This is a genomic window from Methylobacterium sp. Leaf123 (assembly GCF_001423405.1).
Classification (GTDB): Bacteria; Pseudomonadota; Alphaproteobacteria; order Rhizobiales; family Beijerinckiaceae; genus Methylobacterium.
The window spans coordinates 20,908-45,972 of record NZ_LMNS01000011.1 but is presented as its reverse complement, the minus strand read 5'-3'; the positions used below and the strand labels follow the sequence as shown (position 1 = coordinate 45,972).

Annotated in this window: 24 protein-coding genes; 9 read left to right on the top strand and 15 right to left on the bottom strand. The window is 68.5% G+C overall.

Translation table 11 applies throughout. The features are described from left to right. From ASF53_RS09785 to ASF53_RS09760, 6 genes are all read right to left on the bottom strand, one after another. The coding region (locus ASF53_RS09785) for a GTP-binding protein (RefSeq protein WP_286134294.1) at nucleotides 1-234 on the bottom strand (234 nt) is incomplete at its 3' end. Between the two features lie 53 nt (nucleotides 235-287). After that, nucleotides 288-2,363 (bottom strand): elongation factor G, encoded by a 2,076-nt coding sequence (gene fusA, locus ASF53_RS09780; protein WP_056197437.1) that lies wholly within the window; start codon nucleotides 2,361-2,363, stop codon nucleotides 288-290. A gap of 63 nt (nucleotides 2,364-2,426) precedes the next feature. Beyond that, on the bottom strand, nucleotides 2,427-2,897 hold the full coding sequence (gene rpsG / locus ASF53_RS09775; RefSeq protein WP_004447768.1) for a 30S ribosomal protein S7: 471 nt from the start codon (nucleotides 2,895-2,897) through the stop codon (nucleotides 2,427-2,429). A 106-nt stretch (nucleotides 2,898-3,003) separates the two neighbouring features. Continuing rightward, nucleotides 3,004-3,375 (bottom strand): 30S ribosomal protein S12, encoded by a 372-nt coding sequence (gene rpsL / locus ASF53_RS09770; protein ID WP_004447775.1) that lies wholly within the window; start codon nucleotides 3,373-3,375, stop codon nucleotides 3,004-3,006. Between the two features lie 388 nt (nucleotides 3,376-3,763). Next, on the bottom strand, nucleotides 3,764-7,243 hold the full coding sequence (locus ASF53_RS09765; RefSeq protein WP_056197435.1) for an SbcC/MukB-like Walker B domain-containing protein: 3,480 nt from the start codon (nucleotides 7,241-7,243) through the stop codon (nucleotides 3,764-3,766). A 548-nt stretch (nucleotides 7,244-7,791) separates the two neighbouring features. Next, nucleotides 7,792-8,019 (bottom strand): hypothetical protein, encoded by a 228-nt coding sequence (locus ASF53_RS09760; RefSeq protein ID WP_056197433.1) that lies wholly within the window; start codon nucleotides 8,017-8,019, stop codon nucleotides 7,792-7,794. 202 nt (nucleotides 8,020-8,221) lie between these two features. On the opposite strand from ASF53_RS09760, the gene ASF53_RS09755 reads away from it, so the two are divergent. Next, nucleotides 8,222-9,355, top strand: a complete 1,134-nt coding sequence (locus ASF53_RS09755) for a bifunctional helix-turn-helix transcriptional regulator/GNAT family N-acetyltransferase (protein ID WP_286134291.1) — start codon at nucleotides 8,222-8,224, stop codon at nucleotides 9,353-9,355. Nucleotides 9,356-9,419: 64 nt separating this feature from the next. Here the strand turns inward: ASF53_RS09755 and ASF53_RS09750 are convergent, their stop codons facing one another. Further along, entirely contained in the window at nucleotides 9,420-10,049 is a 630-nt protein-coding gene (locus tag ASF53_RS09750) for an alpha/beta hydrolase (protein ID WP_056197428.1), read from the bottom strand. Nucleotides 10,050-10,125: 76 nt separating this feature from the next. Then, on the bottom strand, nucleotides 10,126-11,055 hold the full coding sequence (locus tag ASF53_RS09745) for a ring-cleaving dioxygenase (protein ID WP_056197426.1): 930 nt from the start codon (nucleotides 11,053-11,055) through the stop codon (nucleotides 10,126-10,128). Between the two features lie 140 nt (nucleotides 11,056-11,195). Here ASF53_RS09745 and ASF53_RS09740 point away from each other — a divergent pair, with 140 nt between their 5' ends. Then, nucleotides 11,196-12,137 carry a LysR family transcriptional regulator gene (locus tag ASF53_RS09740; RefSeq protein WP_056197424.1) on the top strand — a complete coding sequence of 314 codons (942 nt, stop codon included), beginning with the start codon at nucleotides 11,196-11,198 and terminating at the stop codon, nucleotides 12,135-12,137. Between the two features lie 81 nt (nucleotides 12,138-12,218). Here the strand turns inward: ASF53_RS09740 and ASF53_RS09735 are convergent, their stop codons facing one another. From ASF53_RS09735 to ASF53_RS09725, 3 genes are all read right to left on the bottom strand, one after another. Further along, the gene (locus tag ASF53_RS09735; RefSeq protein ID WP_056197423.1) at nucleotides 12,219-12,854 is read right to left on the bottom strand and encodes a DUF4194 domain-containing protein; all 636 of its coding nucleotides are present in this window, start codon (nucleotides 12,852-12,854) and stop codon (nucleotides 12,219-12,221) included. A gap of 12 nt (nucleotides 12,855-12,866) precedes the next feature. After that, the gene (locus ASF53_RS09730) at nucleotides 12,867-14,279 is read right to left on the bottom strand and encodes a Wadjet anti-phage system protein JetA family protein (protein WP_056197421.1); all 1,413 of its coding nucleotides are present in this window, start codon (nucleotides 14,277-14,279) and stop codon (nucleotides 12,867-12,869) included. 97 nt (nucleotides 14,280-14,376) lie between these two features. Beyond that, the gene (locus ASF53_RS09725) at nucleotides 14,377-15,369 is read right to left on the bottom strand and encodes a hypothetical protein (protein WP_210168532.1); all 993 of its coding nucleotides are present in this window, start codon (nucleotides 15,367-15,369) and stop codon (nucleotides 14,377-14,379) included. A 202-nt stretch (nucleotides 15,370-15,571) separates the two neighbouring features. On the opposite strand from ASF53_RS09725, the gene ASF53_RS09720 reads away from it, so the two are divergent. Further along, nucleotides 15,572-16,246 carry an HAD family hydrolase gene (locus ASF53_RS09720; protein ID WP_056197418.1) on the top strand — a complete coding sequence of 225 codons (675 nt, stop codon included), beginning with the start codon at nucleotides 15,572-15,574 and terminating at the stop codon, nucleotides 16,244-16,246. 226 nt (nucleotides 16,247-16,472) lie between these two features. Further along, nucleotides 16,473-16,880 carry a hypothetical protein gene (locus ASF53_RS09715; RefSeq protein WP_056197416.1) on the top strand — a complete coding sequence of 136 codons (408 nt, stop codon included), beginning with the start codon at nucleotides 16,473-16,475 and terminating at the stop codon, nucleotides 16,878-16,880. Nucleotides 16,881-16,949: 69 nt separating this feature from the next. Here the strand turns inward: ASF53_RS09715 and ASF53_RS09710 are convergent, their stop codons facing one another. After that, nucleotides 16,950-17,840 carry an HpcH/HpaI aldolase/citrate lyase family protein gene (locus tag ASF53_RS09710; protein WP_056197415.1) on the bottom strand — a complete coding sequence of 297 codons (891 nt, stop codon included), beginning with the start codon at nucleotides 17,838-17,840 and terminating at the stop codon, nucleotides 16,950-16,952. A 260-nt stretch (nucleotides 17,841-18,100) separates the two neighbouring features. Between ASF53_RS09710 and ASF53_RS09705 the strand changes: the two genes are divergently transcribed. Next, complete coding sequence (locus ASF53_RS09705) at nucleotides 18,101-18,490, top strand: tautomerase family protein (protein WP_056197413.1); 390 nt, start codon at nucleotides 18,101-18,103, stop codon at nucleotides 18,488-18,490. On the opposite strand, the gene ASF53_RS09700 is transcribed toward ASF53_RS09705, so the two are convergent. Then, complete coding sequence (locus ASF53_RS09700) at nucleotides 18,474-19,376, bottom strand: LysR substrate-binding domain-containing protein (protein ID WP_056197408.1); 903 nt, start codon at nucleotides 19,374-19,376, stop codon at nucleotides 18,474-18,476. The genes ASF53_RS09705 and ASF53_RS09700 overlap by 17 nt on opposite strands. A gap of 117 nt (nucleotides 19,377-19,493) precedes the next feature. Between ASF53_RS09700 and ASF53_RS09695 the strand changes: the two genes are divergently transcribed. The 4 genes from ASF53_RS09695 (at nucleotide 19,494) to ASF53_RS09680 (ending at nucleotide 21,845) form a co-directional block, all read left to right on the top strand. Next, nucleotides 19,494-20,696, top strand: coding sequence for an MFS transporter (locus ASF53_RS09695; RefSeq protein WP_056197406.1), 1,203 nt, complete (start codon nucleotides 19,494-19,496; stop codon nucleotides 20,694-20,696). A 131-nt stretch (nucleotides 20,697-20,827) separates the two neighbouring features. Then, entirely contained in the window at nucleotides 20,828-21,193 is a 366-nt protein-coding gene (locus tag ASF53_RS09690; protein WP_056197446.1) for a hypothetical protein, read from the top strand. Between the two features lie 142 nt (nucleotides 21,194-21,335). Further along, the gene (locus tag ASF53_RS09685) at nucleotides 21,336-21,563 is read left to right on the top strand and encodes a hypothetical protein (RefSeq protein WP_012752772.1); all 228 of its coding nucleotides are present in this window, start codon (nucleotides 21,336-21,338) and stop codon (nucleotides 21,561-21,563) included. Next, entirely contained in the window at nucleotides 21,564-21,845 is a 282-nt protein-coding gene (locus ASF53_RS09680) for a hypothetical protein (protein ID WP_003600059.1), read from the top strand. A 539-nt stretch (nucleotides 21,846-22,384) separates the two neighbouring features. On the opposite strand, the gene ASF53_RS09675 is transcribed toward ASF53_RS09680, so the two are convergent. Next, nucleotides 22,385-23,965, bottom strand: coding sequence for an acyl--CoA ligase (locus tag ASF53_RS09675; protein WP_056197444.1), 1,581 nt, complete (start codon nucleotides 23,963-23,965; stop codon nucleotides 22,385-22,387). 2 nt (nucleotides 23,966-23,967) lie between these two features. Then, nucleotides 23,968-24,975 (bottom strand): 2-dehydropantoate 2-reductase, encoded by a 1,008-nt coding sequence (locus tag ASF53_RS09670; RefSeq protein WP_056197403.1) that lies wholly within the window; start codon nucleotides 24,973-24,975, stop codon nucleotides 23,968-23,970. Nucleotides 24,976-25,065: the final 90 nt, after the last annotated feature.

Below are 25,065 nucleotides of genomic sequence, written 5' to 3'. Positions count from 1 at the left end.
CGCGTAGTGGCGGTTGGTCGTCTCGTACTCGACGTGGGCGGTCGAGATCGTGATGCCGCGCGCCTTCTCTTCCGGCGCCTTGTCGATCTGGTCGTAGGCCGTGAAGGTCGCCCCGCCCGACTCCGCCAGAACCTTCGTGATCGCCGCCGTCAGCGACGTCTTGCCGTGATCCACGTGCCCGATCGTGCCGATGTTGCAGTGCGGCTTGGTACGGGAGAACTTTTCCTTACCCATCAGGGCCTCCTAATCGTCAGTGTCGTTGATCGAGGAAGTTTGACGCGTTCGCGTCAGGCGTACTTGGCAATGACCTTGTCGGCCTCGCCGCGCGGCACTTCCTCGTAATGGTCGAACTGCATCGTGAAGTTGGCGCGTCCCTGCGAGAAGGAGCGCAACTGGTTCACGTAACCGAACATGTTGGCCAGCGGCACCATCGCGTTGATGACGTTGGCGTTGCCGCGCATGTCCTGGCCCTGGATCTGGCCGCGGCGGGAGTTGAGGTCGCCGATGACCGAGCCGGTATACTCTTCCGGCGACACCACTTCGACCTTCATCACCGGCTCGAGCAGAACCGATCCGCCCTTCTGCAGCGCCTCGCGGAAGGCGGCGCGGGATGCGATTTCGAAGGCCAGCGCCGAGGAGTCGACGTCGTGGTAGGCGCCGTCGATCAGCTCGACCTTGACGTCGACCACGGGGAAGCCGGCGAGCACGCCCGCGCCGAGGACCGAGTTGAGGCCCTTCTCGACGCCGGGGATGTACTCCTTGGGCACCGCACCGCCGACGATCTTCGACTCGAAGGCGAAGCCTGCGCCCGGCTCGTTCGGCTCGACGATGAACTTCACCCGGGCGAACTGACCGGTACCACCGGTCTGCTTCTTGTGGGTGTAGTCGATCTCCTGACGGCGGGTCAGCTTCTCGCGGTACGCCACCTGCGGCTGACCGATATTCGCGTCGACCTTATAGGTACGGCGCAGGATATCGACCTTGATGTCGAGGTGGAGCTCACCCATCCCGCGAAGGATGGTCTGGCCGGATTCCTGATCGGTCGAGACGCGGAAGGACGGATCCTCGGCGGCGAGCTTCGAGAGCGCGATGCCGAGCTTCTCCTGATCGGCCTTCGACTTCGGCTCGACGGCGATCTCGATGACGGGCTCGGGGAACTCCATCTTCTCGAGGATCACCGCATCCTTCGGATCGCACAGCGTGTCGCCGGTGCGGGTGTCCTTGAGACCGGCCAGGGCGACGATGTCGCCGGCGAAAGCCTCCTTGACGTCCTCACGGTTGTTCGCGTGCATCAGCAGCATGCGGCCGACGCGCTCTTTCTTGTCGCGCGACGAGTTGATGACGTTGGCGCCCGATTCGACCTTGCCGGAATAGACGCGGCAGAAGGTGATCGTCCCGACATGGGGATCGTCCATGATCTTGAAGGCGAGCATGGAGAAGGGGTCGCTGTCGGTCGGGTGGCGAACCACCTCTTCCTCGGTCTTGAAGTCGAGACCCTTGATCTCGCCGCGGTCGGCGGGAGACGGCAGGTAATCGACGACGGCGTCGAGGAGCGGCTGCACGCCCTTGTTCTTGAAGGCCGATCCGCACAGCACCGGATGGAAGGCACGAAGCTGCACCGCCTTGCGCACGAGCTTGCGCAGAGTCTCCTCGTCCGGCTCCACGCCGTCGAGGTAGGCGGTCATCGCGTCGTCGTCGAGCTCGACGCAGGCCTCGATCATCTTGGTGCGGTACTCGACCGCCTGATCGGCGAGATCGGCCGGGATCTCTTCCTCGGTGAAGTTGGCGCCGAGCGCCTCACCCGACCAAACGATCGCCTTCATCTTGATGAGGTCGATCACGCCCTTGAAGGACGACTCCGCCCCGATCGGCAGCTGCAGGCAGACCGGCTTGCCGGCGACGCGGCCGATGATGTCGGCCACGCACTTGAAGAAGTCGGCGCCGATCTTGTCCATCTTGTTGACGAACACGACGCGCGGCACGTCGTACTTGTCGGCCTGACGCCACACGGTCTCGGTCTGGGGCTCGACGCCCTGGTTGCCGTCGAGCACGCAGACGGCGCCGTCGAGCACGCGTAGCGAGCGCTCCACTTCGATGGTGAAGTCGACGTGGCCGGGGGTGTCGATGATGTTCAGGCGCTTGTCGCGCCAGAAGCAGGTGGTCGCAGCCGAGGTGATCGTGATGCCACGCTCCTGCTCCTGCTCCATCCAGTCCATCGTGGCGGCGCCCTCATGGACTTCGCCGATCTTATGGGACTTGCCGGTGTAGTAGAGGATCCGCTCGGTCGTCGTGGTCTTGCCGGCATCAATGTGAGCCATGATGCCGAAGTTACGGTAGTCCTCGATCGCATGCGTGCGGGGCATCGGGGTCTCTCCGGGAGAAAGCGGGCTTGGAGCGCGGCCCGGTGGCCGCGCTCGACAGGCGAATTACCAGCGGTAGTGCGAGAAGGCGCGGTTGGCCTCGGCCATCCGGTGGGTGTCTTCCCGCTTCTTGACCGCGTTGCCGCGGTTGTTGGCGGCGTCGAGCAGCTCGGCGGAGAGACGCTCGATCATGGTGCGGTCGTTGCGGCCGCGGGCGGCCTGAATCAGCCAACGGATCGCGAGAGCCTGGCGGCGCTCGGTGCGGACTTCGACCGGGACCTGATAGGTCGCACCGCCGACGCGGCGGGACCGGACTTCGATCGCCGGAGCGACGTTGTCGAGCGCGGCGCGGAACACCTCGATCGGGTTGGCGCGGGCGCGGTTCTCGACGATGTCGAACGCGCCGTAGACGATCCGCTCGGCGGTCGACTTCTTGCCCTCGTACATGATGGAATTCATGAACTTGGTCAGGACGACATCGCCGTACTTGGCGTCCGGGATGATCTCGCGCTTCTCAGCAGAGTGACGACGGGACATCTGTTTGCTCTCAGATCAATCGACTTAAGCACCTCGCGCAGGCCGCCTTGAGCGTAAACGCCGGCGACATCCTTGCGAGGTCGTGGAAATGGCCGTCCGTAGAATCTTACTTCGGACGCTTTGCACCGTACTTCGAACGGCGCTGCTTGCGGTTCTTGACGCCCTGCGTGTCGAGCACGCCGCGCAGGATGTGGTAGCGCACACCCGGAAGGTCCTTCACGCGGCCGCCGCGGATCATGACCACGGAGTGCTCCTGAAGGTTATGCCCCTCACCGGGGATGTAACCGATCACCTCGAAGCCGTTGGTCAGGCGCACCTTGGCGACCTTACGAAGCGCCGAGTTCGGCTTCTTCGGGGTCGTGGTGTAAACGCGCGTGCAAACGCCGCGCTTCTGCGGGCAGGCGTTGAGCGCCGGCACCTTGTTGCGCGCCTTCTGCGCCTTGCGCGGCTGGGCGATCAGTTGGTTGATCGTCGGCATCCTGTGCCCTCTTCATCCGGCCGCACAGGGCGGCCACCGTCTGAAACCTGTCGAAGCCCCTTGCGGAGCGGCCGGGCCCCGGGCGAACCCGCGGCAAAACGAATAGCGCCAGAGGCCGATCAAGGCCTTTGACGATGGTGAGGCAGAGGATCACGCCGTGAACGACGCGTTCTTACCCGCTGATCTGACGAACACGTCAGGGTGTGATGCCGGTATCGGTCTGACGACGGTCGCCGAAGCCCCTGGCCTCGACCCGAAAGCGACTCTCGATCCACCGGAGTGGCGCGCTTCTACGCGGGGTAGCCGGGCCCGTCAATGCCCGGAGAGGATAAAGTTCGATGAACGGGCGTCCGATCAGCGACCCAATCGGTGATCGGCGGCCCTTCGGTTATTCGGCGGCGTTCGGGAGGCGAAACGCGTCGATTCCGCGCCGATCCGGGTTGATTTCGGCCAGCGCCCGCTTTGCGGTTTCCAGCGGATGTTCGGCCTCGATTCGGACCGAGCCGAGATCGGGGCTCTTATAGACGGTGACGACGGTGTCCATCACCTCGGTCAGCGTCGTGCGCTTGTCCTCCGGCGCGGCGATGAGGAGCTGCAGACCCCAGGCGCGGAACAGGTCGACCAGCGATTGGCTGTTGCGCACGTCGAGCTTCGAGAAGGCTTCATCCAGCAGGCAGAGGCCCAGCCCCGGCGTCTCGTCGCCGGGGCGGTCGCCGGGATAGTAGGCCGAGGCCATGGAGGCGGCGATCGCGACGTAGAACGGCGCCTGTGCCTCGCCGCCCGAACCACGCAGGGCCCGACTCGACAGGGTGGTGCGGTTGCCCGCCCGGTCGCGCATGCCGATCTCGTAAACGAAGTAGTTGCGGTAATCGGCCAGCCGTCCGGCGTTCTCCTCGCCCTCGATCAGCGCCGTGATCTCGGCGAGCGCGGCCGCGAGCGGGCTCTTGTCCGGTCCGCCCTCGGGGCCATCGTCGGGGCTCGGCAGCACCGCCTGCGCCGCATCGGGCGAGCGGGCGACTTCGGTGGCGAGCGCGTGGACGGCGGCGTAGCGGCGGTCCACTTCGGCCTCGAAGGCATAGGTCTGGCCGGTGAAGGTCTGCGAGGCGAGGCGCTCGTTGAGGGCGTCGAGCCGGGCGCGCATCCGCTCGAACTTGTCGGCGAGCCGGGTCAGCAGATCCTCGGTCATCAGGCGGCGCATCTCGGCCTCCGCCCGGAGGGACTGGTCGCGGTAGCGGCGCAGTTCGTGCCCCGCCACCTCGTCGCGCTCGCGGGTCGCCCAGGCGTAGCCGAACGAGGCCGGCTGCTCGCCCGAACCGAGCGGGTTCTCGACGCGCCACGCGGCGCAGTACTCGGCCAGATCCCGCTCGGCGGCGCGGCCTTGGTTGCGCACGCTGTCGGCCGCCTCGCGAGCGGAGGCGCGGGCCTGTGAGGCCAGTGAGGCCAGCGCCTTGGTGTCGAGCGCGGCACGGTCGGCCCGTGCCGCGGCGATCCCGGCCACCGTGTCCGGCACGTCGGCGGGGACGGTGCCGGTGAGGCGGATGCGGACGGTGTCGCCGGAGGTCCAGCGCTTGAGCGCCGTGCGGTAGGTCAGGAACGCGGCGCGCGCCGCCTCCCTCCCTTGCGCGACACGGGCCTTCAGTCCGGCCTCCTCCGCGAGGGCGGCGTCGCGCTTGGGCTCCAAGACCTGCACCAGTTCGGTGAGATAGGCGGAGCGCTCCTTCTGAAGCTCCTTCAACTCCGCCTCGATCACGCCGGCATCGCCGCGGGCGACGGTCTCCTGCTCGGTGGAGAGGCTGCGGCGACGGCCCTCGATGGCGTCGGCCTCCGCGCGCAGGGCTTCGAGATCGACCGGCGCTTCCGCCAGCCGGCTCCGCAGCAGCGCGGCGATGCGGGCGGCCTCACGCATCACGGTGGCCTCGGCCCGCAGGGTCCGCGCCTCCTCGCGCGCCTCGTCGAGGCGGCGGCGGGTCTCGGCGGTGGGCCCACGCTGGCCGCGGGTCATCATCAGCGGCACGGGGCGCACTACCGAATAGGCCATGCCCGAAGTCGAGCGCCCGCTCGGCGCCACGGCGCGGCTCATGTTCCGGAGCGCCGCATCGTCCGGAGCGAGGTCGTAGCCGCCGAGCCGCGCGGCGAGGAAGGCCTCGGCGTGGTCGCTGTCAGTCTCGATCAGGCCCATCGGCCCGTCATCGAAGCGGCGGGCGGCGCGGCGGGACGTATCGGTGGTCTTCACCAGGAGGCAGCGGAAGAACTGGTTCTTTCGCGACTCGAGGAGCGCGAAGGCACGGTCGAGCCGATCGGGCTCCACCACCAGGGCCTCGCGGGCGCGGCCGAGCAGGCCTTCGAGCGCCGGGCCCCATTTCGGATCGACGATCTCGGCGAGTTCGCAGATCGGCGCCGCCTCGATGCCGAGCCGGCCCAACTCGTCGCGGAACGCCTCCGTATCGGAGGACAGGCGCGCGGCCGAGGAGCGACCGGCATTCACCTGCCCATCGAGGCCGCGGACCTCGTTCTCGCGCTCCCGGGCCTTGAGGGCGAGATCCTCCGCTTGCTCTTCCAGGGCCTCGGCCACGTCGGGCATCTGCGCGAGGCCGTCCAGCAGACCCTTCAAAGGCCCGTCGACCCGTAAGATGTCCTCCGGCGGCGCCTCGCGGCGGAGCCCCGAGCGGGCGCAGGCCTCGACGATGCGGGCCGCCTGAAGATCGATCCGGCGCAAGGGACCGGCAATGGCGCTGAGGCGGCCGGCATCCTGCACGAGGCCGACGATCCCGGCGAGGCGGTTGGTCAGGTCGCGCCGGTCGCGGGCGACCATGGCAAGGCCGGCATGGGAGGCGGCGAGCCGCGCCTCCGCCACGCTGCCGACGATCAGCGCCTTGCGGGCGGCGATCTCGCTGTCGATCTCGCGCACGAAGCCCTGGCTCGTGGTCACGCTCTCGCGGGCGATGCGCAGGCGCTCCGACGTCTCGGTGAGCAAGCGGCGGGCCTCCGCATGGTCGAGGATGCGGCGGCGCAGATCGGAGCCGGCGGCGCGCATCTCGTCGAGGGCGGCGGTGAGGCTCGCCCGCGCCCAGCCCTCGTACCGCGCGCAGATGCGCGAGAGGTGGGCGAGGCGCTTCTCCAGTTCCTCGATGGTCTCCAGCAGGCGCCGCCACGTCTCGATCGACTGGCGGATGCGGGCGACATCGAGCGGCTCGGCCTCCAGCACGAAGCTGCGCACGAAGGCGCTGGTGTCGAAGATTGGCTTGAACGCCACCGCATTGGAGAAGGTGCGCAGGAACTGGCGCGGGTCGGGCACGGCCGCCCCCTCGCGCAGGGTCGCCAGTACGGCGGCGGTGAAGCGCTCGCCGGAGGTCCGGAACTCCTCGAACGTGTCAGCCCGGCGGCGGAGATCCGCGGCGATCTCGGCCCAGGGCGCGACGAAGCTGCCCTCGCTCGTCTCGCGCACGTAATCGGCGATCTCGAAACGGTGGCCGACAGCGATGAAGCGCGAAAGCGTTTCCTCCTTCGGCTCCTCGGAGCGGGCGGCAAGCGCCAGCCCGACCGTGACGATGCGGCCGCTCGCGGGATTCTCGAACACGAGGGCGATGAGGGTCTCGCAGGCCTCCCGCGTCGGGCGCCCGCCCTCGGCCGGGTCACTGATCCAGCCGAGGCAATAGTCGCGCACCGTGCGCGCGCTGCGGCCCGAGGCGGAGGCGTTGAGCGCGAGCCGGCTCGCATTGTTGCCGGCCAGCACCGTGCCGACCGCGTCGAAGATCGTCGACTTGCCCGCACCCGTGGGACCGACGAGCGCCGCCGCGCCCCGAATCCGGATCTGCTCGCGCCGGATGAGGTACCAATTCGAGATCGCAATGTCGGTGAGGCGGTACACCGGCCTGGCCGCTTATCCCGAGGTTGAGCGAGAGACAGCGCAATGGACGCTACGCCGCACACACGCAAGGGCGGGATCGCGCCAGGCCACGGGCACCGGCCGATCCGCACAATCTGAGAATGCACCGACCCTGACGCACGATTGCTCCGAGCATCCGGCGGCATCGATACAGCAATCACCGACCCGTGATTTGACGGGGCCGCATCGATCCGAGACCAGAGCCGTTCGGCCGAGCATCGAGGCTCGACGCGTGGAACAACTGCCGCAGATGACCTACAACGGCAGGTTTACGAAACTCGGTCGATTACTGCCTTTCCACGCCCCATGCGTACTTTGACACCTGCGAGAACCTTCAATTTTGACGCAAATTCAATACGATCTGTGCCATACAATGGGCTGCACGCCCCGACCGCCCCGAACGCCGATCGTTGAAATGCCCGCCCGCCGTCCGCGCCTGACTTACGGTGTTCTCTTTATCGTCGCTTCAATTGTTCTATGGGGCACGGCATCGTGGGTCGCAGGCAGTCTCATCTGGGTCTGAGACCGACTCAGGCATCTTTTCTGCAAGCGATATAGCCTCCCAAGACATAACCGCCCTGCAGCGCGCAGAGGGAGGCGGCGATCATCAGCAGGTCGACCAGCACCAACCCGCCGCTGTGGAAGTGATAGATAACCCGCGCGACGATGATAAGAAAGCTTGCAACGGCAAGCATCCCCCAGTGATAAAACAAGCCGATCAATAGTCCGGCAATAACGAGAAGCGGGATCGCTAGCACTGGTTCATGACCCTATCCTGCCGGATCGGCACCTGAGAGCCTTTTTGACGAAATCTTTCCTTAGGTTACCGCTGCGGCCGACGGCGCGCAAAGGGCCACTTGGCTTAAAACTAGGCGGATTTTGCAGGTTCCCCTTTATCCTAGGGCATCGTTAACGAACCGGTCACCCTAAGGACGGGCGCCCGGTCGGGAAGGCATCACCTTGGCGCCGCTGCGTATCGAGCCGCGCATCAGCGTATTCAAGCGGTATCGCAATGACATGCGTCGTGCTCCGGCGTCGCTCGCTCGTCCGCGACGTCGCCGATGCCACCGCCTCAGGCCGCCCGTCCGCTTAGTTGACTCCGTCAACTTTCTCGTCGACGTTGCGGCCATGAAGGATGCCAGCGCCGACGACGTCATCGCCACAATCCGCCGCTTCAACCGGTTCTACACCGGGCTGGTCGGCGCGCTCGACGATCAGTTTCTTGGCTGCGACGTCACGCTTCCGGATGCACGCCTGCTGTTCGAGATCGCGACGCACGACCCGGCGGAGGCGCCGCTCACCGCGTCCACGGTGCAGGCAACGCTCGGCATGGATGCGGGCTATGTCAGCCGGATCCTGGCCCGCTTCGAGCAGCGGGGCTGGATCACCCGTGCCCGCGGCGCCGATGCGCGCGCCCGGCCGATCCAACTGACCGAAGCCGGGCGCAGGGCGTTCGAGGAGGTGGACGGACGGCAGCGCGCGGCCGTGAGCGACCTCGTCGGCGGGCTCGATTCCGTCCAGAGGGCGGATCTGGCAGAGGCGATGGCGCGCGTGCGCCTGCTGTTGCGACCCGAATCCGTTCCGGGCTTCGCCATCCGCCCGTTCCGTACCGGGGATATGGGCGTGATCGCGGCCCGGCAATCAATGCTCTACGCCCAGAGCCACGGCTGGGGCCGCGGCCTGGAGATCATCGAGGGCGAGACCACCACCAACTTCCTGCGGAATTTTAAGCCGGGGCACGAGCAGTGCTGGATCGCGGAGATCGACGACGTGCTGGCGGGGTCCGTTTTCCTCACCGACGAAGGTGACGGCACCGCGCGGCTGCGCCTGCTCTATGTCGAGCCTTTCGCCCGCCGCCGCGGCATCGGCGATAGGCTGGTCGAGACCTGCATCGGCTTTGCCCGCGAGACGGGCTATGGCCGCCTCACCCTGTGGACCCATACGGTTCTGGAAAGCGCCCGGCGCCTTTATGCCCGCCACGGCTTCGCCTCCATCGAGACCGCGACGCATACCAGCTTCGGCATGCCGGTTCAGGGGGAAACCTGGATGCTTCCCCTGGGCGAGACAGGGGCGGCACCGGGGCAGGTCGCGTGACGGGGGCGATGCCCCCCCGCCACATCAGGTGTGTCAGGCACAATCCCCGATCCCCGCGGGACGCTTAGCCGCCAAAATTCTTGGCGAGCCACGCTCCGGAGGCGGTCAAATCGGCCTGCGATAGGCCGTGACCGGCCGGGTTGACCGTGTGGGTCACTGCCGCGCCCGCTTGCTGGAGACGCGCGGCGAGTCGCTCGGCATTCTCGGCGGGCACGATCGGATCGAGAGCGCCCGAGAGCAGCAGCACCGGGCGGCCGGCGAGATCGGCCGGCGGGTTCTCGGCGAGCGGCACCATCGCCCGCAGCAGAACCGCCCCGGCCAACACCTCCGGATGCAGGAGCAGGGTCGCTGCCGCGATGTTGGCCCCGTTCGAGAAACCGACCGCCACCGGTGCGGCGAGCCCATAGGCCGCCCGCGTCTGCGCGACGAAGGCGGCTAGGTCGCCGGCCCGGCGCCGGACATCCGCCTCGTCGAACACGCCCTCCGCGAGACGGCGGAAGAAGCGCGGCATGCCGTTCTCCAGAACCGGCCCGCGCGGCGAGAGCAGCGCGGAGCCGGGCGAAAGCGCGCGGCCGAGGGAAAGCAGGTCGTTCTCGTCCCCGCCCGTGCCGTGCAGCAGCAGGAGCGGCGGCGCGTTCCCGTCGGTGCCGGGCTCGAAGCGGTGGACGAAGTCGAAGGTGACGCCGCTGGTCATGGCTGTCTCCGTTCAGTCTGAGGAGGGTGCGGCCGTCCGGACAGAGTCCGGGCGGCCGCGAGGGTAGGCGGTCGGTTCAGGCGACCTTCGGCAGCACCGCCTCGATCCGCCCGCGATGCGGCTCGAGGAAGGGCGGCAGCTTCAGCGTGGTCCCGAGTTCCGCCACCGGCTCGTCGATGGCGAAGCCCGGCGCGTCGGTGGCGATCTCGAACAGCACGCCGCCGGGCTCCCGGAAGTAAACCGAGCGGAAGTACTGCCGGTCGCGCTGCTCGGTCACGGACAGGCCGTGCCGATCGGTCAGCCGCTCCGTCATCGCCGCCTGCGCCGCATCGTCGGCGGCACGGAAGGCGATGTGGTGGACCGAGCCGGCCCCCTGCCGACCGGGCAGGAAATCGCCGACCGCCCGGAGCGTCACGAACCCGCCGAGACCCGCCCCGCTCGTCAGCCGGATCTGGCTGCCCTCGCGGGCGGCTTCCGCGAAGCCGAGCACGTCGGTGAGGATCGCAGCGGTCGCCTCCGCCCCGCGCAGGAGCAGGGTGACGCCGTGGAAACCGCGGATCGCGTGATCCGGCGCGATGCCCTCGGAGGTCCAGGCCGGCTCGGCCTCCGCCCCCTCGACGCCGATGAGGGCCAGCGGCATCCCGTCGGGATCGCGGAACCGCAGCACCGTCTCGCCGAAGACCGTCACCGGTGCCTCATGCGGGACGTTCAGCGAGACGAAGCGGTGCGTCCATTCACCGATGGACGCGCGCGGTACGCGGAAAGCCGTCTCCGACACCTGCCCGATGCCGACGCGGCCGGGGGCGGCCTGGGCGATCGGGAAGAAGGTGAGGATCGTGCCGGGCGCGCCTGCCTCGTCGCCGAAATACAGGTGGTAGGTGCCCGGATCGTCGAAATTGACGGTCTTCTTCACCAGCCGCAGGCCGAGCACGCGAGTGTAGAAGTCGATGGTGCGAGCGGTGTCGCTGGCGAAGGCCGTGACGTGGTGGATGCCGTGCGCGCTCATGGTGCGGGTCTCCTGTTCGAGAGGATCGCCGCGGGAAGCCGTGTCCGGCCCGGGCTGCGATCGGTGTGAGCGCAATCTGGCCCTTGCCTGTTCACTTGAAAATGGAAACGATTGAAATGCATCGTTTCCGGATTTGAGCAATGGCGAAACTCCCCGATTTCGAGGCCTGGGCCGTGTTCGCGGTCGTGGCCGACGCCCTGTCCTTTGCCCGCGCGGCCGACGAACTCGGCCTGTCGAAGGCGACCGTCTCGAAGGCCGTCGCGCGACTCGAGAGCCGGCTCGGCGCGCGGCTGTTCCACCGCACCTCCCGCCGTCTCGCGCTCACCGAAGCCGGCCGCCTGGCGCGGGAGGACGCGGCGGGGCTGCTCGCGGCGGGCGAGGCGGCGGAGGCCCGCGCCCTCGACGCCAACGGCGTGCCGCGGGGCCGGGTGCGGCTCGCGGCGCCGATGTCCTTCGGCGTCGCCCATCTGGCGCCGGTGCTGCCGGAATTCCTGGCCACTTACCGCGAGGTTTCGGTCGATCTGCACCTGTCCGACGCGCTGGTCGATCTCGTCGGCGGCGGGTTCGATCTCGGCCTGCGCATCGCCGCTCTGCCCGATTCCTCGCTGCGGGTCCGTCGGCTCTGCGGCGTGCGCCGCTCGCTCGTGGCGACCCCGGCCTATCTCGAACGCTATGGGCCGCCGCAGCACCCGGAGGATCTGAAGGGCCGCGCCTGCCTCGGCTACGCCTACCTGCCGACGCCGGACCGCTGGCCCTTCACCAATGCCGCCGGTGAAACCGTGGCGATCGTGCCCGAAGGCCCGCTGCGGGCCAACAACGCCGACGCCCTGGCGCCGGCCCTGCGCGCCGGGCTCGGCCTCGCGGTGCAGCCGGATTTCACGATCTGGGAGGATCTGAAGTCGGGCCGACTGGAGCGGGTGATGCCGGACTGGCAGCCGCCGCCGATCGCCCTCAACCTCGTGATGCCGCCGGGCCTGCCGCGGCCGGCGCGGGTCTCGGCGCTGATCGCCTTCCTGGAACGGGCCTTCGCCACCGCGCCCTGGGCGCAGGAAGAGGCTTCGCCTCAGATCGATATGCGTTGACCCCGCCCGTCGCTCGGGATCAACGCGCCCGGCGGACGACCGCCGCCACGCATTCGCGTGGGCGAACGGCGATGAATAGGCTCAGACCCCCCTCCCCTCCGCGGCGGAGGCCCAGGCGCGGACCTGATCCATCCACGCATCCGGCGAGAGCACGGTGATGCCCGGCATCACCATCAGCGGCGTGACCCGCTCGGCCCGGTCGCGCTCGCCCAGCCGCAGCGCGCCCTTGCGGGCGAACAGGCGCAGGATCTCGATCAGGCGGGCCTCGTCCGGCGGCTCGGTGCGGGCGGCGGAGCGGATCGCATCGGCGATGTCGTCGGTGCTGCATTCCACCGTGCCGTCGGTGGAGACGCGGTGGTCGCGCAGGCCCTCCTCGTAGGCGAGCCGGAGCGCCAGGAGCACCAGGGTCTCGTCCTTGCGCAAGCGTTCCCCTTGCGCGTCGTGGCGCACGCCGTCCGGCGGCAAAGCGAGGAACACCATCTGGTCGCGGTGGGCGACCTCGAAGCGGTAGCCGAGGCAGGCGAAGTAGTCGCGGAAGAACGGCGCGTAGTGCCGCGCGAGTTCGTAGGAGCGGCCGATGCCGGTGGTCGCGGCGTAGATGCACTGGCTCTTCAGCATCACCTGAAGCGCGCGGATCAGCTCCTCCTCGCTCGGCGCGGAGCTGCCGGGCGGGGGCGTCTCCTCGCCGTCGAGGATGGCGCGGAAGGGTTCGAGCATCGGGTTGTCCGTTCAGCCTGCTTTGCCGGCTCCGCGCCGGGCGGCGGGGGGCGGGATGCGCTCGATCGTGAAGTCCGGGCAGTCGAGCCAGCCGTTGGAGACGCGGCCCTCGATCCGGGCGACGCGGTAGCGGCTGCGCAGCACGCCGTCGAACAGCACATCGATCTCGCGCAGGCGCTGGAACACGACGAAGGCATCGACGTCATCGACTTGGATGTCCGAGCCGCGCAGGGCCTTCACCTGGGCGAGCCGCGCATCGAGATAGGCGACGATGCGCTCCGGCGTCACGGTGATGCGGCGGCGGAATTCATCCTTGGCGGCGATGAAGGCCTCGATCGCCGGATCGATGTCGATCTCCGGCAGCGGTTCGTACTCGATGATCCGGCGCGGCATGCGCGGATTGGTGAGCTGCGGCGGGCCGATCGGCGGGCGCAGCATGGAAACCTGCGGCAGGGGCAGGCCGGCAAGGTCGTCCTCGCCCGCGCCGACTGCCCGCAGCGCCGCCGCCGCCCGCTCGATCCGGGCGGAATCGCGCGGGTCGCGGTAGCGGAGTGCGGCCGAGATGCGCCGCTCCAGCCGGGCGACCACTTCGGCCACTGCATCGAGATGCGGGTCGAGGCCTTCAAAGATCGAGAGGATCTCGACGAGGTCGGTCCGCACCATCCGCTCGGCCGCAGCGATGTCGGCGGCGCGGCCCTCGCGCAGGTTGCCGTCGGCGAGCGCCCTGAGCGTCAGCGGATCGCGCAAGGCGCGGCCCGCCTCACGCACGATGCCGGAGCGGAAGCGGAACGGATTGAAGCGGGTGTGCAGCGTCCGGTAATCGGAGACGAGGTGGCGCTCGACGAATTCCTCGAAATAGAGCCGGAAGGCCGCGCTGAGATCGGGCTCGCGCAGGATGCGCTCTTCGAGCTTGCGCATGGCGCCGGCCAAGCCGCGCAGATGGCCGAGGAAGGTGCGCGAGGCCTTGGCCGCGTTGCGCAAGGCCTCCGAGCGGTCGGCGGGGCTGGCAATGGCGCTTTCCAGCGCGCTCAACACCTCCAGCACGGCGCCGCCATAGGAGCGGGTCTCGCCGCGCTCGATCCGGGCCAGTTCCTCGATCAGGAGCCGCGCATCGGGGTCGAAATCGACCACAGGCACGTAGCGCTCGCGCCGCTCCACCAGCCAGCCCGCCTCGATCAGCCGACGGAACACCGCCGAGCGCCGCTCGATCGGATCGACGGGCGTCGCCTCGTCGTCGGCGATCTCGGCCTGGCTCCAGCCGGCGGAAAAGTCGCCGATCGCGGCCAGCAACTCGCTCTTGCGCAGGGGCTCGGCGGCATCGCCGAACACGCGGGCATGCAGGTGCAGCAGCAGGGCCGCGTTGAAGGCGCGGCTCGGCGAGGCGAGCGGTCGGAAGAGGTCGTCGGCGAGGTGAGTGAATAGCATTTTTTCGGGTGCAGCCGGTAGCACACCCCACGAGGGTCGCGCCAACCCAGACGGATCGTCCGGCAATTTGCCTCTGGATGCCGGGGCTTCGGAGCGCTCACCCCGAAAGCGCCAGAACCTCAACCTTCCGGAGTAGATGCCCATTGAGATGGGGGATGTGCGCGACCGGAAGCAACCACGGTCCGCCCTCACGCGGGTCCACAAAGTCCATGATCGCGCGACCCGGCAGGTTGAAGCCGACCAGCGCCGCAGCCTCCGGCTCGCTGAGCAGTTGCTGGCCGAGTTCCGCCTCGTCGCCCCGTCTCCAGGCGGTGACGCGCAGGAAATCGCCCTCGCACGGGGGAAGCGCGCGGTAGCCGGCCGCTTCGATCCACCTCAGACCCTCGGCGGAAACGGTGCAACACAGAGCCAGACCGGCCCAGGCCCCTACACGGGAGGCGATCCACCAGTCGTTCTGCCAATCCTCGTAGCCGAGGAGCATTCCCTCAAGGCGCTCGAATGTCTCGTTCCAGCCGCCAGCCGGCTCCGCAGCGGCGCGCAACTGCCTGAAGGCCGGGATGCGCCATTCCTCACCCTTCGGCGTGTAATAGGCAGTTCGAATACCATCGAACCGAGAGCCAGGATTGGGCTCGAACGGCTCCAGCACAACCTCTTTGTGCAGTATGCCCCTCTCGACCCACCGGTCGAAGCTGTCCTCGCCGGGAAAACAATGCGGCGGATACTCATAGTACATGAAGGCCAGCTTCTTGCGGCCCTCCAGCATGAGCGGAAGCTCGAAATTCGTATGGATGAGGTAGGGTGCCTCCCTGACCGGCGGCGGCCGCCGCCAGAGACGCACCTCGACCTCCCGCGGGCCCAGGGCCGCGAGATCGAGCCCGACGCCGAAACGCGCTTCGATCGCCTCTCGCTCGGCCGCATCCAGAGGGTAGCACCGGGCAAGGCGGGGATCCCCCGCGCTCATCTCTCCGAGGATTGCCCGTAGGTCGTCGAGGCAGGCAACCTCGAATTTTGCCACCAGAACGGGGCACCACAGCTCCACATCAAGAGCTTCGAGTATGAAGACAGATTTTTCCGGAGCGGACTGCATCAACTCAAGTCATTACATCCCGATCGACACATTTCCACTCCGATGGCGCCGACCCTTGAACAGGTAAACCTCAACCGTCATCGGATGAAGAGAACGGAAAAATCACCTCCGCCGTAAGGCGTCGGATGCGCCGCGCCGTACGGGCGCCGCGGGAACGCATCGCCGGCCGCGCCTCTTGCGGTCATGAGAACCGCAAGGAGCGTCCATGCGCATCGAAACCGTCTTCCTGTTCGATCTCGACGGCACGCTGGTCGACAGCGTCTACCAGCACGTGCTCGCCTGGAAGGAGGCGCTCGACGCGGAGGGGATTCCGCTCTCGGTCTGGCGCATCCACCGCAAGATCGGGATGAGCGGCGGGCTGTTCACCAACCAGCTCCTGCGCGAGACCGGGCTCGCCATCGATCCGGAGCGGATCGACCGGCTGCGGCGGCTGCACGCGGAGGCCTATGGCCGGCTCTCCAAGGGCGTGGTGCCGCTGCCGGGTGCCAAGGAGTTGCTCGCCACGCTCACGGAGAACCGCATCCCCTGGGCCATCGCCACCAGCGGGCGGATGGAGACCGCCGGCCACAATCTCGCGGCACTCGACGTCGATCCCGCTCAGGTGCCCGTGGTGACCCGCGACCTCGTGAAATACGCCAAGCCCGATCCCGACCTGTTCCTCGCCGCGGCCGAGCGGCTGAACGCGCCGATCGAGCATGCGGTGATCGTCGGCGATTCGATCTGGGACATGCTGGCCGCCCGCCGCTGCCGCGGGCTCGGGGTCGGTCTGCTCTCGGGTGGATACGGCACGGAAGAGTTGGAGCGCTCCGGTGCAGTCAGGGTCTACGACGACCCCGCGATGCTTCTGGACCATCTCGACGAAGTCGGCGGCCGGCGTTGAACGCGATGCGCGCGATATGGCCAAGGTTAGGCCGGTCATCCGCCGGGCCCGGCCCCGGTTACGGGTCCGTCGCGCGATCCTGACGATTGGATGAACGGGATCTTGCATCGTCGTTCATGCGACAGGACGTAGCGTGAGCTTCGGCACATCGGGAGTGAACCGAATCCAGGCCGTACCCGTTGGGGTGCCAATGGATCGGTGATCCACCGTTCTCGGAGAGACTTCCATGAAGAAGCTTGCGATTCTGTCCGCCGTGGCTGTCCTCGGCGTGGGCGCCCTGTCTTCGACCGATGCCGAGGCCCGCTGGCGCGGCCGTGGCGGCGGTGGCGCGATCGCGGCCGGTGTCATCGGTGGGCTCGCGGCCGGCGCGCTCGTCGGTGCGGCCGCCTCGAATGCCTATGGCTACGGTGGTTATGGTGGCGGGTACGGCTACGGCGGTGGTTACGGCTATGCCCGTCCGGTCGCCGGTTACGGGTATGGCTACGCCCGCCCTGCCTACGGATACGCTCGTCCCGCCTATGGGTACGGCTACCGCAACGTCGGCTACTACGATGGCGGCTACTACGCCCCGCGTCGGGCCTATGGCGGCTATTCCTGGGGTGGCCCGGCCTACGATTACGGCTACGGCTGGTAAGCCTTTCAGCCCTTACAGGCTTCCATGACGAAACGGCCGCGCCCCCTCCGGGCGCGGCCGTTTCGCGTTTCAGGCTGCGGCGTCGCGGGCGGCGATGGTCTCGGACCAGACCACGGCGCGGCGGGCCACGCCGATATGCTGGCGCTCATACATGCGGCCCTCGACCTTGATCGCCGCACGCTTGGCGTTCTCCGGCAGGTTGAAGGCCTCGATCACGAGGCGGGCGCGGCGCACCTCCTCCTCCGTCGGCGCGAAGGAGGTGTTGGCGGGCTCGATCTGGTTCGGGTGAATCAGCGTCTTGCCGTCGAAGCCGAGGTCGCGGGCCTGACGGCACTCCTCGCGGCAGCCCTCCGGATCGGCGATGTCGTTCCACACGCCGTCGAGGACGATCAGCCCCTCCGCGCGGGCCGCCGCCAGGGTCAGCATCATCCAGGGCAGCATCGGCACGCGCCCGCGCACCAGTTGCGCCCAGGTGTCCTTGGCCAGATCGTTGGTGCCGAGCACGAACCCGGTGAGCCGGTTGCGGCGGTCGCGGCGCGCCTTGGCGATCTCGTGGATGTTGAGAATCGCCGCCGGGGTCTCGATCATCGCCCAGACCGCGATGGAATCGGGGGCGTCGAGCGCCTCCAGCGCGTCGGCCACGCTCTCTAGCACGGCGGGCGAGGACACCTTCGGCATCAGAATCGCGTCGGGCTTGGCTTGGATCGCCGCCCGCAGGTCGCCGTCGCCCCAGGGCGTCTGCGGTGCGTTCACCCGGATCACCAGTTCGCGATGGCCGTAGCCGCCGCCCTTCACCGCGGCGCAGACCTGCTCGCGGGCCAGCTCCTTCTCCTCCATGGAGACCGCATCCTCGAGATCGAGGATCAGCGAATCGGCGGGCAGCGTCTTCGCCTTATCCAGCGCCCGCTGGTTCGATCCCGGCATGTAGAGAACGCTGCGGCGCAACCGCAAATCGGACATGTCTCGTCTCCTCCCAGGGGCCGGTGAGGGGCCCGGCGCGCCGCTCCCCACCCTCGTTTGAATGCATAATACGAACTATCCCGATCGGTTGGAAGCGGCCGGAAGCAAAGCTATTTAAGCGCGGGCGCCCGTTCACCGCCAGTGGGCGCAACCTCCCCTTGCGGCGCGATCGTCCGGTTCTCGGATCCGGCCGACGCGCCCGACCCGTCTTTTCCGCCTCGTTCCCCCTTCGGGGACGACGCTTCATCCCGGAGAGTCCCATGCCCTTGATGCGTTTCGACCTGATCGAGGGCCGCAGCGACGCGGAACTGAAGGCGCTTCTCGACGCCGCGCACGAGGCGATGCTCGAAGCCTTTCAGGTACCGCCAGGCGACCGCTACCAGATCGTGACCGAGCACAAGCCCTCGCGGATGATCGTGGAGGATACCGGCCTCGACATCCCCCGCACGCGGGACGTTGTGGTGGTGCAGATGATCACCCGGCCGCGCGGGCGCGAGAAGAAGGAACTGTTCTATCGTCTGCTGACCGAGAAGTTGCAGGCCGCCTGCAACATCGCGCCGGCCGACGTGATGGTCTCGACGGTGGAGAACACCGACGAGGATTGGTCGTTCGGACACGGCCGGGCGCAGTTCCTCACCGGGGAATTGTGAGCCCCGGCCGCGCGCCCTCCGCCACCAGCCAGTCGATGAAGGCCATGAGCGCCGGCGACTTGTCGGCGTCGAACGGCGTCAGTGCGAAGTAGGCGGCGCGCCCGACCCGGATCTCCGGAAAGGGCGCGACGAGCCGGTCCGCGGCGACCATCTGGTCGAGGACCGGGAACGGCCCGATGCCGAGGCCGGCCCCGTCCTCCAAGGCCTGAAGCGTCACGAAGAAGTGGTCGAACACCCGGCGGCGCACGCCGCCGGGGAGCGTCACACCGGCGGCCGCGAGCCAATCGCTCCAATCCCCCGGCCGGGTCTCCGTGCCGAGGAGGATGTGACCGTCGAGGTCGTGTAAGCCCTCGAGCGGCTTGTCCCGCAGCAAGGCGGGGCTCGCCACCAACGTGTCGGTCTCGGTCAGAAAGGGGACGGCCCGGTGCTGGGGCCACGGCTCGGGGCCGCGCCGGACCGCGAGGTCGAACCCGCCGCGCAGCGCGTCCTGCAAGGTCGTCGTGGTGGTGACTCTGACCTCCGTGCCGGGGCGGACCGCATGGAAGTCGTCCAGGCGCGGGATCAGCCAGCGCATGGCGAAGGTGGCGGGCGCGCTGACTCGCAGGACGCGCGGCGCCTGGGGCCGTCCGCAGGCTTCCGCCGCTGCCGTGAGCCGGTCGAAGGACAAGCTGATCTCCTCGGCGAAGACGCGCGCCGCCGGGGTCGCCACCATCCGCCGCCCGACCCGCACGAACAGCCTATGGCCGAGCCACGTCTCCAGGGCGGCGATCTGCCGGCTCACCGCGCCGTGGGTCAGCCCGAGCTCGAGCCCGGCCTGCGCGTAACTGCCCGCCCTGGCGGCGACTTCGAACACCTGCAACGCGTGCAGCGGCGGTAGCCGGCGCATGTCCCTCGCTCTCTCGATCCGTGAGGAAACCGCACAGAACCCGTGAAGCAAACGGGTCTCATCGCTTAAAATTCACAAGTCTAGGATCACCGCGCAATCACCGGCGGGGATTTTCGTGTGAGCCAGGCCGTCCGAATCGATGAATTCCGGCAAGGCGACAGCGCGAGCCTCGACCGCAAGCGGCGCAGCCTCGGCGGGGCCTGCCTGGCTCACGCCCTGCACGACGGCTACACCGACCTGCTCTACGTGCTGCTGCCGGTCTGGCAGGCGGAGTTCGGCCTCGGCTATGCCGGGCTCGCCGTTCTGCGCAGCCTCTATTACGCGACCATGGGCGGGTTGCAGGTCCCCGCCGACCGGCTCGCCGAACGCTGGCCGATCCGCGTGAGCCTCGCCGTCTCGACCCTCGTCGCCGCCGCGGGCTTCGCTGCGATGGCGCTGAGCGGCAGCCTGTTCGGGCTCTGCGCCGGGCTGGTGCTCGCCGGGATCGGCGCGAGCCTCCAGCATCCCCGCGCCTCACTCCTCGTCGCGCAGGCCTATGACGACGCCGCGCGCGGGCCGCTCGGGATCTATAATTTCGCCGGTGATCTAGGGAAGGCGGTGTTTCCGGTCGCCGTCGCGCTGCTGCTGGGCGTGATGGCGTGGCGGCCGGTCGCCGGGCTGATGGCGGGCGTCGGCCTCGCCGCGGCGCTGGCGCTCGTCGTCGTCCTACCGCGGGGGGCGCTGGCCACCGCCGTCCCGCGCGCCGGCCGGAGCAGCGGCGAGGGCGCGGGCTTCACCCTCCTCATGACCGTCGGCGCCCTCGACACCGCCACGCGGATGGGCACCCTGCTGTTCCTGCCCTTCCTTCTGGAGGCGAAGGGCGGCACGGGCACGACCACCGGGCTTGCCCTCGCCCTGGTCTTTTCCGGCGGCGCCTTCGGCAAGGCCGTGTGCGGCTGGATCGGCGCGCGTGTCGGTGTCGTGGCCTGCGTCGTCGCGACCGAGACGGCCACCGCCTTGGGCGTTGCTGCACTTCTGGTTCTGCCACTCGGGCCGGCTCTGGCCCTGCTGCCACTGATCGGCGTCGTCCTCAACGGCACCTCCTCGGTGCTCTACGGGACGGTGCCGGATCTCGCACCGCGAGGGGATGTCGGCCGGGCGTTCGCGCTGTTCTACACGGCAGTGATCGGGTCGGGCGGCCTCGCGCCGATCGCCTACGGGGCGCTGGGCGACACGGCCGGACCGTCGGTCGGCCTCCTGGCCGCCGCCGCGACAGCGCTGATGATCGTTCCGCTGGTGCTTCGATTGCGCCGGCCGCTCGCGGCCAGCGGCCAGGCTTGAGCAAGAACAAGGGTGAATTCAGCCTTTGTCTTCCGCTATACGGCCAAGTCACGAAACAAAATCAGGTCAACCTTTCGTCAAGATCGAACGTCAAGGGCATCCTCGAATTGCTTTTCGAGGGGACGAACCGGATGCGAAGAACCTGCCTCGGCGCCTGTGCCGGCCTTGTGCTGCTCGCAGGATTGTCCGCACCCGCGCAGGCCGAGAACCGGACGGCGATGAGTGTCGGCGCCGGCGCCGTGGCCGGTGCGCTCGTGGCCGGGCCGGTCGGCGCCGTGGTGGGCGCGGTGGCCGGTGGCTTCATCGGTTCGAACAGCAGCGCACGTCCCCGTTCCACCCGCAAGCGCCGCGCCGCCCTGCGCCGGTCGGTCCGTGCGCCCCGCCGCGCGGCGATGGCCGAGCCGGCGGTCGCCCGCTCCGAGGCGCCGCGGGCGATGACCACCGGTGGCGCGGGCGCCGCCGCGCCGGTCCGTTCCGGCTGGCAGGATCCGCGGTGAGCGTCGCCGGACCGGCCCCGGCAAGTGTCGCTTTCACGTCACAGCCAGGGAAATGCGCAAGCGTGGCCGGTCCGCTGCCATTTTCATGACGCGATGCGGCGCGCAGGATCACCTCGTGCAATCGTCCGAGAGCGAGGAAGCGATGGCTGATCCGAGCGCCGACCCGAACCGAACGGACCGACTGCAGACGGTGTCCTGCCTCGAGCGGCCCGTCGTCAGCCGGGTGACCAAAGGTGTCGCCTCCGCCATCGGCAAGCGCCTCTCCGTCGATAAGGACGGCGCCCTGCCCGATCGCCTCGCCTCCCTCGTGGATCGTCTCCAGGCCGGACCTCTCGGCCGCACCTCCCTCAAGCATCGTCGAGTTGCCTGAATGTCCAAATTCGATCGCGCCCTCAACGACGCCGCCGTAGTCCCCTTCCCCGCCGCCGCCGCCGAGGCCGTGGCCGACGAGAACGTCGCCTCGATCATCGAGGTGCTTCAGGACCAGCTCAAGCTCGCCCGCGAGGGCAAGCTGCGCTCGGTCGCCGTGGTTTCGGTCTCGAACGATGGCAGCGCCATCGGCACGCAGTGGTCCTGCGCCCACGGCGACGTGGCGAGCCTGATCGGCAAGCTCACCGTCCTGTCCCACGACATGATGGCCGCGCGGAACTGAGTTTTTCTTCGAACGGCTTCGAAAGCAGAAAGGGCGGCGCCCACAGCGCCGCCCTTTCTTTATGTCGACGGGTTGTTGGTGTTCGCCCGACGCGTCGTGCCGCGCATGGCCCCGAACGGGTCGGAGCCGCGCCCGATCAGGTCCGAATGCAACACTCTGGACGCGCAAATGCAGCGCATCAAGCTTTCTGGTTGCACGCCCGCCCGGCGCATTCATACTGAGAGCGTTGGACGCAAACCTTCCGGTCACGACGACCCTGCGGCTACGGGGCTTACGGCGACTTAGCCGATCGCCGTCCGTGAGTAGGCAGACGGGAAGGGGGTGAGCAATGTGCTGATGTTTCCGCTTCTGCGGATCACCATCACGAAAAACCCGAGCGGTGAGTGGTCCGTGACCATCACGCTCGGGCTCATGTTAACCGTAGTCCAACAAGAGGGCCCGCAGGTAGCCGCCTGCGGGCCCTCACTTCTAAGTATGGGGTGTTGTCAGGACGAAATCAAACCCGCCTCAGACAGCATGACGACTGAAGCGGTCGTCTCTCAGACCAGCCCGAGTTTCTGCGCCAGCCCGATGCGCTGGAGCTTGCCGGTGGCGCCCTTGGGGATTTCGTCGAGGATCAAGATCTTGGCCGGCACCTTGAAGGCGGCCAGACGCTCCGAGGCGAAGCTGCGGATGTCCTTCTCCACCGCCTCGACGCCCTCGCGCAGAACGATCGCGGCGGCGACATCCTCGCCGAGCTTGTCGTGCGGCACGGCGAAGGTGACGCATTGCGACACCGCCGGGTGGTCCATCAGGATCTCGTCGACCTCGCGCGGCGAGATCTTCTCGCCGCCGCGGTTGATGATCTCCTTGAGGCGCCCGGTGATCGAGAGGTAGCCCTCGGGGCTCAGCACGCCCTGATCGCCGGTGCGGAACCAGCCCTGCCGGGTGAAGGCCTCGGCATTGGCCTTCTCGTTGTTCTCGTAGCCCGTCATCACGTTGTCGCCGCGGATGACGATCTCGCCGGTCTCGCCCGCGGGCAGCGGCTCGCCGTCCAGATCGACCACGGCGATCTCCGGGCCCGCCGCGAGGCCGACCGAGCCCGCATAATGCGGCTTGGGCGGCAGCGGGTTCGAAGCCATCTGGTGCGCGGCCTCGGTCATGCCGTAGGCCTCGATGACGGGCGCACCGAAGGTCTCTTCCAGCTCCTTCATCACCTGCGGCGGCAGGGACGAGGACGAGGAGCGGATGAAGCGCAGCGGGTTGCGCGCGATGATCTCTTTGTTGCGCGCGGCCCGGCCCAGGATCGCCTGATGCATGGTCGGCACGCCGGTGTACCAAGTGGGGTTCACCTCATCCATCCAGCCGAAGAACTTCAGCGCGTTGAAGCCCGGCGTGCAGGACACTTGGCCACCCACCGAGAGCGGGGCGAGGATGCCGGCGATCAGGCCGTGGATGTGGAACAGCGGCATGATGTTGAGGCCGCGATCCTCGGGCCCGAAGGCGAGCGCGGTGCGGATGTTGCGCGCCGAGGCGCAGACATTGGCCTGCGTCAGCGGCACGATCTTCGGCCGAGAGGTGGTGCCGGAGGTGTGCAGCACCAGGGCGATGTCGTCCGAAGCGGCGGGGCCGCTTTTCTCCGCCGGGCCGGCGCTCTCACCGGCGAAGTGCAGCGTGAAGCTGCCGGCGCCCTCTTCCGGGGTCGGCCGCAGGCGGGCCACCGACACGCCGAGCTTCTCCGCGATGGCGACGGCCGGCGACTCGGAGCCCTCCGCGACCAGCAGGAGCTTGGCTCCGAGGTCGCTCATGTAGAACTCGAACTCGTCGGCCTTGTAGCTCGGGTTGAGCGGCGCCGAGGTGGTGCCGGCGGCGACCGCGATGAAGGCAGCGGCCATCTCCGGGCCGTTCGGCAGCACGATCGCCACCCGGTCGCCGCGGCCGATGCCGCGGGCGTTGAGGTCGGCGATCGTACGCTCGGTCAGCGCCCGTAGGGCCTGGAAGGTCAGCGGCACGCCGCCGGGGCTCGACAGGGCGGGGGCCGCATCGGCGCCGGCCTGGATCAGCTCGTGAAGAGTCGTCGCGGGCACGCTGGCCTCCTTGGAGTCGGTGGGGAGAAGGGTGGACGTTTCGGGCAGAAGCATCGTCATGCTCCCTGGATCGCGAGGCGGCCGTTGGCGCGCTCCAGGCTCTGGGCCAGGAGCCGCATCAGGGCGAAGACGGTGTCGATATGCGGGGTCGGCGTGCCGGTGAGGCGGCCGAGTTCGATCACCGAGCCGACGAGGGCTTCGAGCTCGATCGGCCGGCCGGCCTCCACGTCCTGAAGCATCGAGGTCTTGTGCGGGCCGACCTTCTCGGCGCCGGCAATGCGCTTGTCGATGCCGAGGCGGAAGGTGACGCCGAGCCGGTTGGCGATGACCTCGGCCTCCCGCATCATCTCGGCGGCGATCGCCCTTGTGTCGGGGAAGCGGCAGATGTCTTCCAGCGTCGCATGGGTGAGCGCGGAGATCGGGTTGAAGCTGAGGTTGCCCCACAGCTTGAGCCAGATTTCGGCGCGGATATCGCTGGTGACGGGCGCGCGGAAGCCGGCCTTGGCGAGGCGCTGCGAGAGGGCGAGCACCCGCTCCGACTTCGAGCCGTCGAGTTCACCCAGACCGAAGCGGTTGCCCTCGATCACCTTCACGGTGCCGGGATCGGTGAGCACGGTCGCCGGATAGACCACCGAGCCGATGACGTGTTTGGGGTCGAGATGGTCGGCGATCAGCCCGCCGGGATCGGCGCTTTCCAGCCGCGTGCCGGCATGCTCGCCACCATGGCCGCCCATGAAGTACCACCACGGAATCCCGTTCTGCATCGTCACGACGACGGTGTCGGGTCCGATCAGGTGGTGCAGGTCGGCGGCGATCGGGCCGACCTGATGCGCCTTTACCGTCAGCAGCACGATCTCGTGGACGCCCGCCTCCTGCATGGAGCGGGTCGCCTTGACGGATTTCGAGTGGATCTCGGTGCCGTCCTCCTCGATCAGGCGCATGCCGTCCGCCTGGATCGCCGCCGCGTTGGAGCGGGCGATGAAGGTCACGTCCTCGCCGGCCTCCGCCAGCCTGACTCCGAGATATCCGCCGATGGCGCCGGCGCCGACGATCGCGATGCTCATGTTCTCACCCGTGCTGCCGTTCTCTGCTCCGCCGGCTCTGTTGTGAAACGCCGTTCGAGGCCGGTTCCGTCCGGCCGCGGAGACCACTTT